Annotated in this window: 13 protein-coding genes and 1 pseudogene; 11 read left to right on the top strand and 3 right to left on the bottom strand. The window is 71.4% G+C overall.

Annotated features, from left to right (window positions below; translation table 11 throughout):
- The first annotated feature begins 4 nt into the window (after window positions 1-4).
- The 3 genes and pseudogenes from ACZ7L5_RS21830 to ACZ7L5_RS21820 form a co-directional block, all read left to right on the top strand.
- A complete protein-coding gene (locus ACZ7L5_RS21830) occupies window positions 5-2,083 on the top strand; it encodes a beta-ketoacyl synthase N-terminal-like domain-containing protein (RefSeq protein ID WP_471518404.1) in 2,079 nt (692 codons plus the stop codon).
- Window positions 2,080-2,838: a thioesterase II family protein gene (locus tag ACZ7L5_RS21825; RefSeq protein WP_471518403.1), complete on the top strand. Its 759-nt coding sequence runs from the start codon at window positions 2,080-2,082 to the stop codon at window positions 2,836-2,838. The genes ACZ7L5_RS21830 and ACZ7L5_RS21825 overlap by 4 nt, the downstream gene beginning before the upstream one ends.
- 130 nt (window positions 2,839-2,968) lie before the next feature.
- Window positions 2,969-4,222 (top strand): annotated as a pseudogene (locus tag ACZ7L5_RS21820) (beta-ketoacyl-[acyl-carrier-protein] synthase family protein); the annotation flags it as partial.
- A gap of 21 nt (window positions 4,223-4,243) precedes the next feature.
- Here the strand turns inward: ACZ7L5_RS21820 and ku are convergent.
- On the bottom strand, window positions 4,244-5,296 hold the full coding sequence (gene ku, locus ACZ7L5_RS21815) for a non-homologous end joining protein Ku (protein ID WP_471518402.1): 1,053 nt from the start codon (window positions 5,294-5,296) through the stop codon (window positions 4,244-4,246).
- A gap of 71 nt (window positions 5,297-5,367) precedes the next feature.
- Here ku and ligD point away from each other — a divergent pair, with 71 nt between their 5' ends.
- Window positions 5,368-6,249, top strand: coding sequence for a non-homologous end-joining DNA ligase (gene ligD, locus ACZ7L5_RS21810; RefSeq protein ID WP_471518401.1), 882 nt, complete (start codon window positions 5,368-5,370; stop codon window positions 6,247-6,249).
- 270 nt (window positions 6,250-6,519) lie between these two features.
- Here ligD and ACZ7L5_RS21805 read toward each other — a convergent pair whose 3' ends face one another.
- Entirely contained in the window at window positions 6,520-7,329 is an 810-nt protein-coding gene (locus tag ACZ7L5_RS21805) for a nuclease-related domain-containing protein (RefSeq protein ID WP_471518400.1), read from the bottom strand.
- A 112-nt stretch (window positions 7,330-7,441) separates the two neighbouring features.
- Here ACZ7L5_RS21805 and ACZ7L5_RS21800 point away from each other — a divergent pair, with 112 nt between their 5' ends.
- The 6 genes from ACZ7L5_RS21800 (at window position 7,442) to ACZ7L5_RS21775 (ending at window position 13,650) form a co-directional block, all read left to right on the top strand.
- Window positions 7,442-7,948, top strand: a complete 507-nt coding sequence (locus tag ACZ7L5_RS21800; RefSeq protein WP_471518399.1) for a protein-tyrosine phosphatase family protein — start codon at window positions 7,442-7,444, stop codon at window positions 7,946-7,948.
- A 92-nt stretch (window positions 7,949-8,040) separates the two neighbouring features.
- The gene (locus tag ACZ7L5_RS21795; RefSeq protein ID WP_471518398.1) at window positions 8,041-8,793 is read left to right on the top strand and encodes a hypothetical protein; all 753 of its coding nucleotides are present in this window, start codon (window positions 8,041-8,043) and stop codon (window positions 8,791-8,793) included.
- Entirely contained in the window at window positions 8,790-10,025 is a 1,236-nt protein-coding gene (locus ACZ7L5_RS21790; protein WP_328879334.1) for a HAMP domain-containing sensor histidine kinase, read from the top strand. The genes ACZ7L5_RS21795 and ACZ7L5_RS21790 overlap by 4 nt, the downstream gene beginning before the upstream one ends.
- Window positions 10,026-10,163: 138 nt before the next feature.
- Window positions 10,164-11,582: an FtsW/RodA/SpoVE family cell cycle protein gene (locus tag ACZ7L5_RS21785; RefSeq protein ID WP_471518397.1), complete on the top strand. Its 1,419-nt coding sequence runs from the start codon at window positions 10,164-10,166 to the stop codon at window positions 11,580-11,582.
- The gene (locus ACZ7L5_RS21780; RefSeq protein WP_471518396.1) at window positions 11,579-13,057 is read left to right on the top strand and encodes a penicillin-binding transpeptidase domain-containing protein; all 1,479 of its coding nucleotides are present in this window, start codon (window positions 11,579-11,581) and stop codon (window positions 13,055-13,057) included. Before ACZ7L5_RS21785 ends, ACZ7L5_RS21780 begins: the two co-directional genes overlap by 4 nt.
- Window positions 13,058-13,131: 74 nt before the next feature.
- Window positions 13,132-13,650 (top strand): DUF3291 domain-containing protein, encoded by a 519-nt coding sequence (locus ACZ7L5_RS21775; protein ID WP_471518395.1) that lies wholly within the window; start codon window positions 13,132-13,134, stop codon window positions 13,648-13,650.
- Here the strand turns inward: ACZ7L5_RS21775 and ACZ7L5_RS21770 are convergent.
- On the bottom strand, window positions 13,647-14,852 hold the full coding sequence (locus ACZ7L5_RS21770; protein ID WP_471518394.1) for a ferritin-like domain-containing protein: 1,206 nt from the start codon (window positions 14,850-14,852) through the stop codon (window positions 13,647-13,649). The genes ACZ7L5_RS21775 and ACZ7L5_RS21770 overlap by 4 nt on opposite strands.
- A gap of 127 nt (window positions 14,853-14,979) precedes the next feature.
- Between ACZ7L5_RS21770 and ACZ7L5_RS21765 the strand changes: the two genes are divergently transcribed.
- A complete protein-coding gene (locus tag ACZ7L5_RS21765) occupies window positions 14,980-15,918 on the top strand; it encodes an AurF N-oxygenase family protein (protein WP_328423484.1) in 939 nt (312 codons plus the stop codon).
- Window positions 15,919-15,967: the final 49 nt, after the last annotated feature.

Raw genomic sequence — 15,967 nt, 5'->3', positions numbered from 1 at the left:
CCCGATGCAGGATCTCGAATCCGCGGTGGCCGTCGTCGGCATGAGCGGCCGCTTCCCCGGCGCGCCGGACCTGGAGTCCTACTGGGCCAACCTGCGCGACGGCGTCTGCTCCCTGTCCACCTTCAGCGAGAAGGAGTTGCTCGCCGACGGCGCGGACGCCGCGGAGCTGCGCAACCCCGCGTACGTCGCCGCACAGGGCCGGCTCCCGGACGCGGACCGCTTCGAGGCGGACCTGTTCGGCTTCAGCCGCACGGAGGCGGCGGCCCTGGACCCGCAGCACCGGGTGCTGCTGGAGACCGCCTGGGCCGCCCTGGAGGACGCGGGCCACGCCCCGCTGACTGCACCATCTGCCGCTGCCGCGGGCCCGTCCCGCACCGGCGTGTACGTGGGCGGCAGCCCGACCGAACACGCCCTGGCCGCCGGCACGGACCCGGCGCTCGCGGCGTCGATCGGCGCCCTCCAGGTCCGTATCCTCACCGACCGCGAGTTCCTGGCGCCGTGGATCTCGTACCGCCTGGGCCTGGGCGGCCCGAGCATGAACGTCCAGACGGCCTGTTCGACCTCGCTGACGGCGGTGCATCTCGCCGTGCAGGCCCTCCTCCTCGGCGAGTGCGACACCGCGCTCGCGGGCGGCGTGGCCATCGGCAGTGTGCGCAAGCAGGGCTACGTCCACTACCAGGGCGGCATCTTCTCCCCCGACGGCCGCTGCCGCCCCTTCGACGAGAAGGCGGCCGGCACGGTGCCGGGCAGCGGCGTGGGCGTGCTGGTGCTGCGCCGGCTGGAGGACGCGCTGGCCGACGGTGACCCGGTGCGTGCGGTGATCCGGGGTACGGCGGTCACCAACGACGGTTCCGGCAAGGTCGGGTTCACCGCTCCGGGGGTGGACCAGCAGACGGCCGCGATCACGGAGGCGTGGGCGGCGGCGGGGCTGGAGCCGTCGGCGGCACAGTACGTGGAGGCGCACGGGACCGGGACGGAGCTGGGAGACCGGATCGAACTGGAGGCGGCGAGCGCGGCCTTCGCGGGCGGTGACGGTACCGGCACGGGTGACGGCATCGGCATCGGCTCGGTGAAGTCGAACATCGGGCATGCGGACGCGGCGGCCGGGGCGGCGGCGCTCATCAAGACGATCCTGATGCTGGAGAACGCGACGCTGGCCCCGACGGTGGACGTCACCAGCCCGGTCCCCGCCCTGCGGGAGTCGCCGCTGCGGCTGGTGACCGAGGCCGAGGAGTGGCCGGACCGGGCGGGCCTGCCCCGGCTGGCGGGTGTGACGTCGGTGGGGATCGGCGGCACGAACGTGCACGTGGTGGTGCAGGCGGCGCCGGAGCGGCCGACCCGGCCGGATACTCCCGCGCACCCCCTGGTCCTGCCGCTCTCGGCCCGCACCGAGCCCCAACTCGCGGATCTCGCAGACCGGTTGGCGAGGCGACTGGGCGAGGCGGGCGCCCCGCCCCTGGCCGATGTCGCCCACACCCTGCGCACGGGCCGGGTCGCGATGCCCGTACGCGGCTATGTCGTGGCCGCCGGGGCACGGGAGGCCGCCGACAAGCTCACAGCGCTGGCCGGGGGCCGCCGGGACTCCACGACCGACCCTCGGGGCGAGGCATGGCTCAGCGGTGAGGAGGTGACCTGGCCGGCCCTCGACGGTGACGTACGGCGGGTGTCGCTTCCGACGTATCCGTTCGCGGGTGAGAGCCATGGCGCGCTGACGCTGAGGCGGCCCGCGACGGCGGAAGCAGCGACGGCGGCGCCCACCCTTGCGCAACCGTCGCCGACGCCGGTGCCGTCGCTGGAGAACGAACTCGACGCCACGGTGGCCGAGTTGGTGATCGAGGCGCTGGATCTCAACGGCGCCGCCGATCTGGAGCAGACGTACTTCGAGGCGGGCGGTGACTCGCTGACGGCCGTCCACCTCGCCGGACGGCTCCGCGACGAGCTGGGCATCGACGTGCCGATCCAGCTGTTCCTCGAACCGATCACACTGAAGGACATGACGAACCGCATCGTCGAGATGAAGCAGAACGGCGGCGCCGACGGCGCCCTCGACGCCCTCCTCTCCGAGTTCGAGGCGGAGGCATGACCGCCCCGCTCCCGGACAGCCGGACCCGATGGCTCAGGGGCGTGAGCGCGCCCGGCGCGAGGATCCGCCTGGTGTGCTTCCCCCATGCCGGCGGCGCGGCAGGCTTCTTCCACGACTGGGCCGCGCTGACGCCACCGGAGATCGAGGTCGTGTCGGTGCAGTACCCGGGCCGCCAGGACCGGCTGTCCGAGCCGTGTGCGACCACGATGGAGGAGCTGGCGGACGCGATCGCGACGGCCCTGCTGCACGAGGTCGACGACGACCTGCCGTTGGCCTTCTTCGGCCACAGCATGGGTTCGTCGGTGGCGTACGAGGTGGCCCGCCGACTGGAGGACGTCCCCGGCCCCACCCTCACCCGCCTGATCGTGTCCGGCCGCACCCGGCCTCGTGCCCCGCAGGAGCAGGCGCCGCGCCCGCTCCCGACCGACACCGAGATCCTGGACCACGTCCGACGGCTGGACCCCGAGGGCGCCGCCGTCTACGAACACCCCGCGCTGCGGCCGGTGATCATGCCGGCTCTGCGCGCGGACTTCGGCCTGCTGGCGACGTACCGCCCGGCTCGTCTGCACCGGCTGGGAGTTCCGGTCACGGCCTGCGGCGGCGACCGTGATCCGGCGTGCACGATCGAGGACCTCTCGGCGTGGGCCGACGTCACGACCGAGAGGCTGGACGTCCGGGCCTTCGAGGGGAACCACTTCTATCTCAACCCGCGCAGAGGGGAGTTGATCGCGCTGATCGCCTCGCTGCTGGCGTGAGGCGGCGCGTCGAACGGTTGCACAAGAGGTGACGTGCAAGAGGTGAGAAAGCTGGGCATGTTTCCCTTTCAATGACCTGAGGGGGCATGCCCGGATGAGCGAGGCCGTCGCATGCGAGGCCACCGCACCCGCGCCGGCACCCCGGAGGGTCGTCGTGACCGGCCTCGGAGCGATCACTCCACTGGGCGTCGGGGTCGGCGAGCTGTGGCGGGGGCTGCTCGACGGGCGGCACGGCATACGGGAGTTGGAGGGGGAGGAGTTCGCCGGGCTGCCCGTGCGGATCGCCGGGGTCGTGCCCGTGGACCCCGCCCGGCTGCTGCCCCGGCCGGTGGCGCGGCGGATGAACCGGGCCGCGCAGTTCGGGGTGCTGGCCGCCCGGGAGGCGTGGGTCGACGCGGGGTTCGCCGAGGGCGGCACGCGGGAGAGCGGGGTCGAGCCGGAGCGGGTCGGGGTGAGCCTGGGGGCCATTCTCGGGGACGCGTCCGTACTGGTGGGCGGGGACCGGAAGTTGCGGGAGAGGGGGCCGCGCGCGGTCTCGCCGCTCACGACCCCCATGACGGTGCCCTCGCAGGCCGCCTCCCAGGTCTCCCTGGACCTGCACATCACGGGTGAGGCGAGGACCGTGACGAGCGCCTGCGCGTCGGGGACCGAGGCCATAGGGCAGGCGATCGACCGCATACGGTACGGGCAGCTCGACGTGGCTCTCGCGGGCGGCGCCGAAGCCGTCGTCACCCCGGCGATCATGGCGTCCTTCGCGGCGATGCGGGCCCTGGCCGACGGTGACCCCTCGACCGGCTCACCCTCGCGTCCCTTCGCCAAGGACCGGGGCGGGTTCGTCAACGGCGAGGGTGCCGGGGTCCTCGTACTGGAGGCCGAGGAGCATGCGCGGGCGCGTGGCGCGCGGATCTACTGCGAGGCCGCGGGCTGGGGCCTGTCGGCCGACGCTCACCACATGGCCGCTCCCGACCCGTCCGGCAACGGCGTCGCCCTGGCCCTGCGCCGGGCCCTGCGGGATGCCGGGGGCCGTGTAGCGGACGTCGTTCACGTGAACGCCCATGCCACGGCCACGATCGAGGGCGACCTCGCGGAGGCGGGCGCACTGCGGGCGGTACTCGGGCAACGGACCGTACCGGTCACGGCACTCAAAGGGCACCTGGGACATCTCCAGGGGGCGGCGGGCGGGGTCGAGGCCGTCGCCGCCGTACTGACGCTGCATCACGGGGTGGTGCCGCCGACCGTGGGGTGCGGGGAGGTCGACGACGCGATCGGGTTGGATGTGGTGAGGGGGGTGCCGCGGGCGTTGCCGGCGGACGGGGACCTGGTGCTCAGCAATTCGTTCGGGTTCGGGGGGCACAACGCGGTGCTGACGTTGCGGCGGACGTAGCGGGCGCCGCGGCAATCCACTTCATGCCGTGCGCTTGCGCGACGCCGTCTTCTTGGCCGCGGTCTTCTTCGCGGTGCTCTTGGCGGTGCTCTTCGCCGTGGTCGACTTGGCCGCTGTCTTCTTCGCGCCCTGGGCCGTCTTCGCGGTCGACTTCTTGGCCGACGCCGACGACGCGGTCTTCTTGGCCGCCGCCTTCTTGGCCGCGGCCGTCGACTTCTTGCCGGCCGCCTGCTTGGGGGCCGCGCGGGCCGTCTTGCGCTGGGGCAGGGGTCTGACCTCCGCCTCCCCCGGCTCTTCGCCGCGCGACTCCTTCGCCGCCCGCACACTCTTCTCCAGGGCCGCCATCAGGTCGAGGACCTTGCCGGACTTCGCCGGTTCGGGTGTCTGAGGCGGGGCCTCGCCGGCCGCCTTCGCGGCGACGACCTCCTCCAGGGCCTCGCGGTACTCGTCGTGCAGTTCGTCGAGCTCGATCTCGCCGAGGGTGTCCATCAGGGCGTCCGCGAGGTCCAGCTCCTTGTCGTTCACGGTGACGTGCGCGTCCGGCGCGACGCCCTCCGGGGCCCGGACCTCGTCCGGCCACAACAGTCCGTGCATGGCGATGGCGTCCTCGACCACGCGCAGCATGCCCAGGCGTTCACGGCCGCGGAGGGCGTATTTGGCGATCGCCACCTTCTGGCTCCGTTTCAGCGCCTCCCGCAGCAGGGTGTACGGCTTGGCCGCGGGTGCGCCGCCCGCGGCGAGGTAGTACGCGCTGTCCATCTGGAGGGGGTCGATGCGGTCGGCCGGCACGAACGCCACGATCTCGATCGTCTTCGCGGTCGGGAGCGGCAGGTGGGACAGGTCCTCGTCCGTGATCGGGATGATCGTGCCGTCCGCGTCCTCGTAGCCCTTGCCGATCTCGGCCTGGGTGACCTCGCGGTCCTCCAGTTCGCAGACCTTGCGGTAGCGGATACGGCCGCCGTCCTCCGTGTGGATCTGACGGAAGGCGATCGAGCGGTTCTCCGTGGCGTTCACCAGCTTGATCGGGATGCTGACCAGGCCGAACGAGATGGCGCCGTTCCAGATGGATCGCACGTGCAGCACCCTTTCGATCGTTTTGCCAGGATCACCCGGACATCCCTCACATTTTCTGGAATTCTCATCGTATGACGCCGATCACAGAGGTGGAGGGGCGACGGCTGGCGCTCAGCAATCTGGACAAGGTGCTGTATCCGGCGACCGGCTTCACCAAGGGCGAGCTGCTGCACTACTACGCCACCACGGCCGACGCCCTGCTGCCGCATCTGCGGGATCGGCCGGTGTCCTTCCTGCGGTACCCCGACGGTCCGGACGGCCAGGTGTTCTTCACCAAGAACGTTCCGCCGGGCACTCCCGAGTGGGTCACCACGGCCGAGGTCCCTCGTGTCGAGGGGCCGGCCCGCATGGTGTTCGTGCAGGACCTCGCGAGTCTGATGTGGGCGGCCAACCTCGTCACCGAGTTCCATACGCCCCAGTGGGTGATCGGGGCACCGGGTGAAGCCGACCGGCTGGTCTTCGACCTCGACCCCGGTTCTCCCGCCGGGGTCGTCGAGTGCTGCGAGGTGGCGCTCTGGCTGCGGGAACGGCTGGCGGCGGACGGCATCGAGGCATATGCCAAGACGTCCGGCTCGAAAGGGCTGCATCTCGCCGCGGCGATCCATCCCGCCTCGTCCGAGCGGGCCACCGAGTACGCCAAGGAGCTCGCCGTGGCGGCCGAGAAGGCCATGCCCCGGCTGGCGCTGCACCGGATGACGAAGAGTCTGCGGCCCGGCAAGGTGTTCGTGGACTGGAGCCAGAACGCTGCCCGCAAGACGACGGCCACGCCGTACACGCTGCGCGCTCGGCGTGAGCCGGCCGTGTCCGCGCCGGTGACGTGGGAGGAGGTGGAGGGCTGCCGCTCGCCCGACGGGTTGACGATCCTCGCGCCGGATCTGGCTGCGCGTCTGGAGGAGTACGGCGACCTCCTGGCTCCGCTTCTCGACGGGGACGGTGCGGGGTCGTTGCCGTGACTCTCCTCGTCCCCGCCGCCCCTACCCGTCCCGTCCTCGAAGGGGCGCCGCCCCTTCGACCCGCCAAGGGGCTCCGCCCCCTGGACCGCCGCTCCTCACACGCCGGAGGGGCTGAGTTTCCAGCGCCGGGGGGTTTGACGGCCTGCCCCTCTCGACGCCGGTCCAGGCATTCCAGCCCGTCCGGCGTTTGAGTACGAGGCCCGTTCAGGGCCGAAGCGGGGGTCTGGGGGCGGCGGCCCATAGCAAGGCCCGCGGCAGCCGCCCCACCACTCAGCCGGCGGCAAGCCACACCCCCCGGTCCCGAGCCATCGCATGCAGCGCCTCCACGTCCGCCGGCTTCAGCACCCCGCCCGTCCGGGCCAGCCCTGCCACCTCTGTGTCCGTGACGACGCGGACCTCCCGGAGGGGCCCGGTGATGGTCACGTCGGACGGGGCGACCAGGGCGAGGACCGGGTGGACCTCGGCGGTGAGGGCGTAGGACGCACGGTCGGCGTCTGCACGGACGCGGCGGAGCAGGGGGTGGGAGTCACGGCGGCCGACGGTGACCATCGGGTCGGCGACGGTCACCTTCTGCTTGCGGGCGTGCAGAGTGTGCAGCGCGAACAGCCCGCCGGGGCCGACCACGAGGTGATGGATACGGTCGCCGCCGGGCAGCGGCACGGAGTGCAGCGTGTGCCAGCCCGCGCCGTCCAGCCGGTCCAGCGCCTCCCCGACCGTCTGCTCCGCCGCCAGCGCCCGGCGGCGGGGGTCGGGACGGCTCAGTCGGTGGGCGGGACCGGGATCCCGGTCGAGCGAGACCAGGAGCGCCTCGCCGGGACGGTTGGGCGCCAGGTCGTCGTCCGGATGCAGGGTCAGCCGGGCCAGCTCGGCGGGCGTGGGGACGGGGGGCGGCCCCACCGTCACCGGGCCGGTGACGAAGGGCCCGAGCGCCTCCAGCACATCCTCCCGGCGGTCGTCGCTGAGCAGGTTGATCCGGGCCGCCTCACGGTCGTACCAGGCGATGTTCCGCCCGTCCGTGAGGCAGACGTAGAGCCGCTCCTGGCCGTGCCGCCAGGTCGGTATGACGCGCAGTCCGCTCATGCACCATCACCCCACTGACCATGGGAACAGGCGGGGTGCTGCGCGTGCAAGAACCCGGTTACCTTTGAGAGGAGTTGGGCAGACCCCCTCGACGGGTGTTGGGGAGGCGCCGTTGCGTACCCGCAGGAAGCAACCCGACGTACCGGCTCCGGACAGACCGTGGAGCGAGATCGTGCCCGGCCTGTGGATGGGCGGTCACGAGTTCCGGGGGCAGTCGGGCCAAGTGGAGTTCGCCGTCGTACGGGACGAGTTCGATCTCGTACAGACTCTGCTGCGCCTGCCCGGCCACGGGCCCGACGCCGGCGTGGAGCACCACGTGTGGCCCATCCCCGACGGACCGCTGGACGGCACCCAGCTCGCGGGGGTGATACGCCTGGCCGAGGCCGCGTGCGAGGCGCTGGACGGGGGCCGCAGGGTCCTCGTCCGCTGCTACCACGGCTACAACCGCTCGGGGCTCGTCATCGCCCACGCCTTGGTGCGCCGGAGTCACTCCGCCGAGCAGGCGATCCGGCTGATACGCTCCCGCCGCTCTCCGTGGGCCCTGCACAACGAGCTGTTCGTCGACTACCTCCGCGCCGGACTGTCGACCGCCCGGCTCCTTGAGGAGCTCGCCGAGTAATCGTTTCGCCCGTCCGCCCACCGCATGCGCAAAAAGGACTTCCGTCCGAATAGTGTGTATGGGCCGACCACCACTCGATCCCCAGGAGAACCGTGCCCCGCAGCCGCCCCGCGCGCCTCGTCGTGCTCGTCGCCCTGCTGCTGGCGGCCGCGACCGCCTGTGGTGATGCCGGGGGGCTCCAGGGCGCGGGCCCGACCGAGGTCGCGGTGAGCCCGGACAAGCTGTGGCCGAAGCTGACGCCGGCGTCCAGCCCCGCCTACGTCGTCGGCGAGGTGAACAGGGAGGTCGTGAAGGGCATCGACCTCCCCAAGGGCGACATCCGCGACGTGCAGCCCGTGGCGGTCGTACGCCAGGAGATCGCCGCCCACCGGGACGAGTACAGCGGCAAGGACGCGATGTACCGCGAGACCGGCAGGCTGATGGCCGACTGCGACGAGGGCGCCGGGCGCGGCAAGTGCCCGGTGCTGCGGCCGTACTACCGGGATCTGACCGGCGACGGGCGCCCCGAGCTGACGCTGGGCTTCCGGCTGATGCCGGGCAAGACCACCGCGGTGCGCGTCTACACCGTGGAGAAGCACCGGCTCGTGCAGGTGATGGCCTGGGACGACGCCATCAGCGGCGTCGAGCTGGCCGGGCGGTCGGTGATCATACGCTCGCCGTCCGAGGTCGCCGGGTACGAGTACCGGCTGCAGTGGACCTGGGACGCGGACCAGAAGGCGATGCTGCTCACGCACGACGAGATGCTGCGCACCGGGCCGGGCAAGAAGACGCCCCGCCCCTCCCCCTCACGCTCCGCGTCGCCTTCCCTCTCCCCGTCCGCCACCCCGTCGGCGAGCACCCCATGAGACTCGGACTCCCGCAGTGGGCCGGTCCGCTCGCCGTGAAGGCGGCCCTCTTCATCACGGTGATGTGCTGCGCGCTCGCCGCGCTGCTCGGCATCCTCGTGCACGTCTCGGTGACGAACCAGACCGTCGGCCAGGCCCGCGACCAGGCGCTGTCCCGGCTGGAGGACGCGACGACCGCGTTCGAGGCCGGGGACACCCTCCCGACCGGCGTCGGCCTGGATCCACCGGAGCTGCCCGAGTCCCTGCGGGAGCTGGCGGTGGCCGGGGAGCGCGGCACGATGGTCGCCGACCACCGGGGGCGCCCGACGATGTGGGCGGCCGGCCCCGCCGACGGCGAGCGTGCCCTCGCGGTCGAGGTCGACTACTCGCAGCAGGCCCGCACCATCGAGGGGCTGGACCGGGCGATCGTGTGGTCGTCGGCGCTGGCGATCGGGGCGACGGTGCTGGTGGGCGTGTTCGCGGTGACGCGGGTGACGCGCCGGCTGCACGCCACGGCCCGGGTGGCCCGGCGGATCAGCGGGGGCGACCTGGACGCACGGGTCGACGATCCCCGTACGAAGGATCCGACCCGGCCGCAGGACGAGGTGGCCTCCGTCGCCGCCGCTCTGGACTCCATGGCGTCCTCGCTGCAGATCAAGCTGCTCGCCGAGCAGCGGTTCACGGCGGACGTGGCGCACGAACTGCGTACGCCGCTGACCGGGCTGCACGCGGCGGCCGAGCTGCTGCCGGCGGGGCGCCCGACGGAGTTGGTGCAGGACCGGGTGGCGGCGCTGCGCACGCTGACCGAGGATCTGCTGGAGATCTCACGGCTGGACAGCGGACGCGAGCGGTCGGAGCCGGACTCCGAGCCGCTGGGCGCGTTGGCCGAGCGGGTGGTGCGGGCGTCCGGGACCGGGACCGAGGTCGTCGTCGTGCGGGACGCCGTGGTGGAGACCGACCGGCGGCGGTTGGAGCGGGTGTTGGGGAATCTGGTGGCGAACGCGCACAAGCACGGGCGCGGGCCGGTCGTCCTGACGGTGGACGGTCCCGTGGTGACCGTGCGGGACCACGGCGTGGGCTATCCGGAGTACCTCGTCGCGCACGGGCCGCAGCGCTTCCGTACTGAGGGCGGGTCCAAGGGGCACGGACTGGGGCTGACCATCGCGCTGGGGCAGGCGGAGGTGCTCGGCGCGCGGCTGACGTTCACCAATTCGGCGGACGGCGGAGCCGTGGCGACGCTGACGCTCCGCTAGGAGCGATCGCGGACAGGGCGCCCCCTCATCGCCCCCTCCTCGCCCCCTCCTCGCCCCCTCCTCGCTCCATCGGACCCAAGCCACGCTGGTGCTGAGCCATAAGGCACACAAGACGGACTAATTGGGTAAGTTCCGGACATGACCAAGGCCGGATCCACCCTGGTGGCAGCGGACGCGCCCGCTCCCGCCGCACGTCTCCCCCGGCGCCGTGGCATCGAACTGGCCCTCATCGTGGTGGCCGTCCTGCTCTCCGTGTACGGCTACTGCGCGGTCGGCCTCGCCAAGAACGGCACCGTCCCGCCCGGCGCCGCGGGCTACGGCGCCGGGCTCGGCGTGCTCGCCCTGGTCGCACATCTGGCGGTGCGCCTGCGCGCCCCCTGCGCCGACCCGCTGCTGCTGCCGATCGGCGTGTTGCTCAACGGCCTCGGCCTGGTCCTGATCTACCGGCTCGACCTGGAGACACCGGACGACCGGGCGGCGCCCGCCCAACTCGTGTGGTCCACGCTGGGGGTGGCCCTGTTCATCGTGGTCGTCCTCCTGCTGCGCGACCACCGGGTGCTCCAGCGCTACTCCTATGTGTGCGTCGTGGCCGCGCTCATCCTCCTCACCCTCCCGATCTTCTTTCCGTCCGTGAACGGCGCCCGCATCTGGATCCGGATCGCCGGATTCTCCATCCAGCCCGGCGAGTTCGCGAAGGTGCTGCTCGCGGTGTTCTTCGCGGCGTACCTGGCCGCCAACCGCAGCGCGCTGGCATACACGGGCCGCCGTGTCTTCGGCGTCAACCGGCTGCAACTGCCCACCGGGCGCGTCCTCGGCCCGATCGTCGCCATCTGGCTGCTGAGCGTGGGCGTCCTGGTCCTCGAACGCGACCTGGGCACCTCGCTGTTGTTCTTCGGCCTGTTCGTGGTCCTTCTCTACGTCGCCACCGGCCGCACCGGCTGGATCGCGCTCGGCCTGCTGCTCGCGGCGCTCGGCGCGGTGGCCGTCGGGCAGTTGGAGCCGCATGTGCACGGCAGGGTCGAGGACTGGCAGCATCCGTTCGCGTCGATCGAGGCGGGCGAGGGCCCGAACCAGCTGTCCCAGTCACTGTTCGCCTTCGCGGCGGGCGGCATGCTCGGCACCGGCCTGGGCCTCGGCCACTCGATCCTGATCGGCTTCGCGGCCAAGTCCGACTTCATCCTGGCGACGGCCGGGGAGGAACTGGGCCTGGCGGGCCTGTCCGCGATCTTCCTCCTGTACGGCCTGCTGGTGGAGCGCGGCTACCGGGCGGGCCTCGCCCTGCGCGACCCCTTCGGGCGGCTGCTCGCGGTGGGGCTCGCCTCGATCGTGGCGCTCCAGGTGTTCGTGATCGCCGGCGGGGTGACGGGCCTGATCCCGCTGACCGGCATGGCGATGCCGTTCCTCGCGCAGGGGGGCTCGTCGGTGGTCACCAACTGGGCGATCGTGGCGCTGCTGATCCGGCTGAGCGACCGGGCACGCAGCCGCCTCGGCGTCCCCAAGAGCGAGGAGGCCCCCGTGCCGACGGAACCCGGTGCCACCGCGGAGGCCGCCCGATGACCCGGCACATCCGGCACGCCGCCTTCTTCTGCGCTCTGCTGCTGATCGCGCTGCTCGTGAACGCCGCCCGCATCCAGGTCTTCGAGGCGCCGTCCTACGACGACAACATCGCCAACCGCCGCACCACGATCGCCCGTTACGGGCAACCGCGCGGGGACATCCTGGTCGACGGCGCCCCGGTCACCGGATCCCGGGACACCGGCGAGCACCTCCGCTACGAACGGACGTACACGAACGGCCCGATGTACGCCCCCGTCACCGGCTTCGCCTCGCAGGTGTACGGCACGACGCTGCTGGAGCACACCGAGGACGGGGTCCTGGCGGGCACGAACCCGCTGCTGACGCCGTTCCCGCTGTGGAACGGCGTCGCCGTGCGCGACCGCAACCCCGGCGGCAATGTCGTCACCACGCTCCGCAAGGCGGCGCAGGAGGCGGCGTACGAGGGCCTCGCCGGCCGCAAGGGCGCGGTGGCTGCCATCGAACCGTCGACGGGCCGGATCCTGGCCCTGGTGTCCGCCCCGTCGTACGACCCGTCGGTCCTTTCCGGTAACCGCTCAGCGGTGGCCAGGTCCTGGTCGACCCTGAACCGCGACGCCGACAAGCCGATGCTGAACCGGGCGGTGCGCAAGACATATCCGCCGGGTTCGACCTTCAAGGTGATGACCGCGGCGGCGGCCCTGGACTCGGGCGTGGTCGAGGACCTGGACGACCGCACCGACTCCCCGGAGCCGTACACCCTCCCGGGCACCAGGACCTCGCTCACGAACGAGTCCAAGGGCTGCCGGAACGCACCGCTGCGCAAGGCCTTCGAGTGGTCGTGCAACACGGTGTTCGCCAAGCTGGGCGTCACGGTCGGCGTGGACCGGATGGCGGCGACCGCGGGCGCCTTCGGCTTCAACGACCCGAACCTAAAGATCCCCTACTCGGTCGCCGAGAGCACCTTCGACACCAAGGTCGACAAGGCCCAGCTCGCCCTGTCCTCGATCGGCCAGTACAACACCCGCGCCACGCCCCTGCAGATGGCAATGGTCGCGGCGGCCGTGGCGAACGGCGGCCAGGTGCGTTCGCCCTACCTGGTGGAACGCACGACCAGGGCGGGCGGCTCCACGGTCTCGACGGCCGGGTCCCGCCCGATGCGGCAGGCCATGCGCCCGTCGACCGCCGTCCTCCTCAAACAGCTCATGGTGGACGTGGTCCGCGAGGGCACCGGCACCAACGCCTGGATCCCCGGCGCGACGGTGGGCGGCAAGACGGGCACGGCCCAGCACGGTCTCGGCAACTCCGGTACGCCGTACGCATGGTTCGTGTCCTGGGCGCAGGGCGACACCGACCTGGAGCCCAAGGTCGCCGTCGCCGTGGTGGTGGAGGACGCGGACGCCGACCGGGGCGAGATCAGCGGCGGCGGGGACGCGGCGCCGATCGCGCGGGCGGTGATGGAGGCGGTACTGAAGTCGCCCTCACCCGACGACAGTTGACGTAGGCGACGACCGTGCCCACCCACTGAGACACCCGCTGCGCCCTCCACTCCACCCGACCTATCGTTCGGTCCATGACGACATCAGCGACCCCGGAAGCCGCCTACGAACTCGCCCAGGTCAACATCGCCCGCCTCAAGGCCCCGCTGGACTCCCCGCAGTTGAAGGACTTCGTCGACAGCCTCGACCCGGTGAACGCCGACGCGGACGCCGCCGACGGTTTCGTGTGGCGGCTGGAGGGCGAGACGGGGGACGCGACGGACGTGCTCGTCTTCGGCGACGAGTGGCTGATCATCAACATGTCGGTGTGGCGGGACACGAACGCGCTGACCGCGTACATGTACCAGGGCCGCCACCGCGAGATGCTGGCCCGCCGCCGCGAGTGGTTCGAAAAGGTGCAGGAGGCGATGGTGACCCTGTGGTGGGTCCCCGCGAACCACCGCCCGACGGTCGCGGAGGCCGAGTCCCGGCTTCTGCACCTGCGCACGAACGGCCCGACTCCCTACGCCTTCACCCTGCGCACCTCGTTCCCGCCGCAGGGGGCGAAGCCGCTGCTCGGCGAGGTGCCGGACGGCCTGGGCTGCTCGGTCTAGGACAGACCGGTCCGCGACGGACCGGTCTGGGACGGACCGGTCTGGGACGGACCGGTCTGGGACGGAGCGGTCTGGGACGGACCGGTCTGGGACGGACCGGTCTCCGCCCCCGCCTCGATCGCGTCCTCGACCTCCGCGACCCGCTCCCGCTCCTCCGCCGCGAACCGCTCGGCGTCGAGCTTCTCGGCGATCTCCTCGTCCTGAGCCATCAGCAGGTCCAGATTCGAGTCCCCCATCTCGAACACCCCCATGTCCACATAGGCCTGCTGAAGGCGCTCGCCCCACAGCCCGATGTCCTTGACGCAGGGAACGATGCGCGAGAAGAGCAGCCGCCGGAACAACTGCAGAAACTCGGACCGCTCACTGATCTGCTCGGCCTCGCCCTTCGGAATGCCGAAGTTCTCCAGGACCTCGACACCCCGCAGCCGGTCCCGCATCAGATAGCAGCCCTCGATGACGAACTCCTCACGCTCCCGGAGCTCGGCCTCGCTCAACTGCTTGTAGTAGTCCCGAAGCGCCATACGCCCGAAGGCCACGTGCCGCGCCTCGTCCTGCATCACATAGGCCAGGATCTGCTTGGGCAAGGGCTTGTCGGTGGTGTCCCGGATCATCCCGAAGGCGGCCAGCGCGAGCCCCTCGATCAGCACCTGCATCCCGAGGTAGGGCATGTCCCAGCGACTGTCCCGCAGCGTGTCACCCAACAGCGACTGCAGATTGTTGTTGATCGGATAGAGCATCCCGATCTTCTCGTGCAGAAAGCGCCCGTAGATCTCGGCGTGCCGCGCCTCGTCCATGGTCTGCGTGGCCGAGTAGAACTTCGCGTCCATGTCCGGCACCGACTCCACGATCCGCGCGGCGCAGATCATCGCGCCCTGCTCGCCGTGGAGGAACTGACTGAACTGCCAGGAGGCGTAGTGCTTGCGCAGCTCGCCCTTCTCCCGCTCGCTCATCTTGGCCCAGTACGGCGTCCCGTAGAGCGCCATCGACTCGTCCGGCGTACCGAGCGCGTCGTACGGATCGACCTCCAGCTCCCAGTCGATCCGCAGTTGCCCGTCCCACTGCTTGTCCTTGCCCTTCTGGTACAGGGCCAGAAGCCGGTCACGCCCGCCGTCGTACTCCCAGCTGAAACGGGCCGCGCCGGACGCCGGCACCTGCCAGATCGATTCCCCCGGATCCGTGGCGTACAGGTCGTAAGTCGGCATGCCTCGCAGGCTCACACGCGATAGACGCGGGGTCAACAAGTCCTGCGCAAGGGATTGACGAGCTTGCTGACAGGCAGTCTCATAACAGTCGGACGACGTACCCCCGGGTAACAGAGGTGAGAGACCGATGACGACCCTGACGGAAGCCGACGCGGTCGACGGACTGCGCGACGCACTCGGCCTGCTCAAGGACCGCGAGCAGGTGGCCGAGCGGCTGCTCGCCTCTTCCGCCAAGCACTCCTTCGACCCCGACAAGGAACTGGACTGGGACGCGCCCTACGAGGAGGGCAAGTGGTTTTGGCCCCCCGAGCTGGTCTCGCTCTACGACACCCCGCTGTGGAAGCGCATGAGCGAGGAACAGCGCGTCCTCCTCTCCCAGCACGAGGCGGCGGCCCTCGCCTCCCTGGGCATCTGGTTCGAGATCATCCTCATGCAGCTCCTGGTCCGCCACATCTACGACAAGGCGGCAACGAGCGCACACGTCCGCTACGCACTCACCGAAATCGAGGACGAGTGCCGCCACTCCAAGATGTTCGCCCGCCTGATCTCCCACGGCGACACACCCTGGTACCCCGTCAGCCGCGCACACCAGAACCTGGGCCGCCTCTTCAAGACGATCTCCACCACCCCCGGCTCCTTCACGGCCACCCTCCTCGGCGAGGAGGTCCTCGACTGGATGCAGCGCCTGACCTTCCCGGACGAGCGCGTCCAGCCCCTGGTCCGGGGCGTGACCCGCATCCACGTGGTCGAGGAGGCCCGCCACGTCCGCTACGCCCGTGAGGAACTGCGCCGCCAGATGGTGACGGCCCCGAGGTGGTCCCAGGAGTTCACCCGAATAACCTCCGGCGAGTTCGCCCGCGTGTTCTCCGTGGCCTTCGTCAACCCCGAGGTCTACACGAACGTAGGCCTGGACAAGCGAGAGGCCATGGCCCAGGTCAAGGCCAGCGCCCACCGCCGCGAGGTCATGCAGACCGGAGCAAAACGCCTGACGGACTTCCTGGACGACATAGGAGTACTGCGCGGAGCGGGCCGCCGCCTGTGGAGGTCATCGGGCCTACTGGCGTAGGCGCACCCGCGTACGGCGGGTCGGGGGACGTGCCGGGGGTGTCCGCGCA

It is taken from the genome of Streptomyces sp. NPDC107528, from assembly GCF_055639295.1.
Note: the sequence above shows the minus strand (reverse complement) of the source record. Positions and strands in the feature narration are given on the sequence as shown.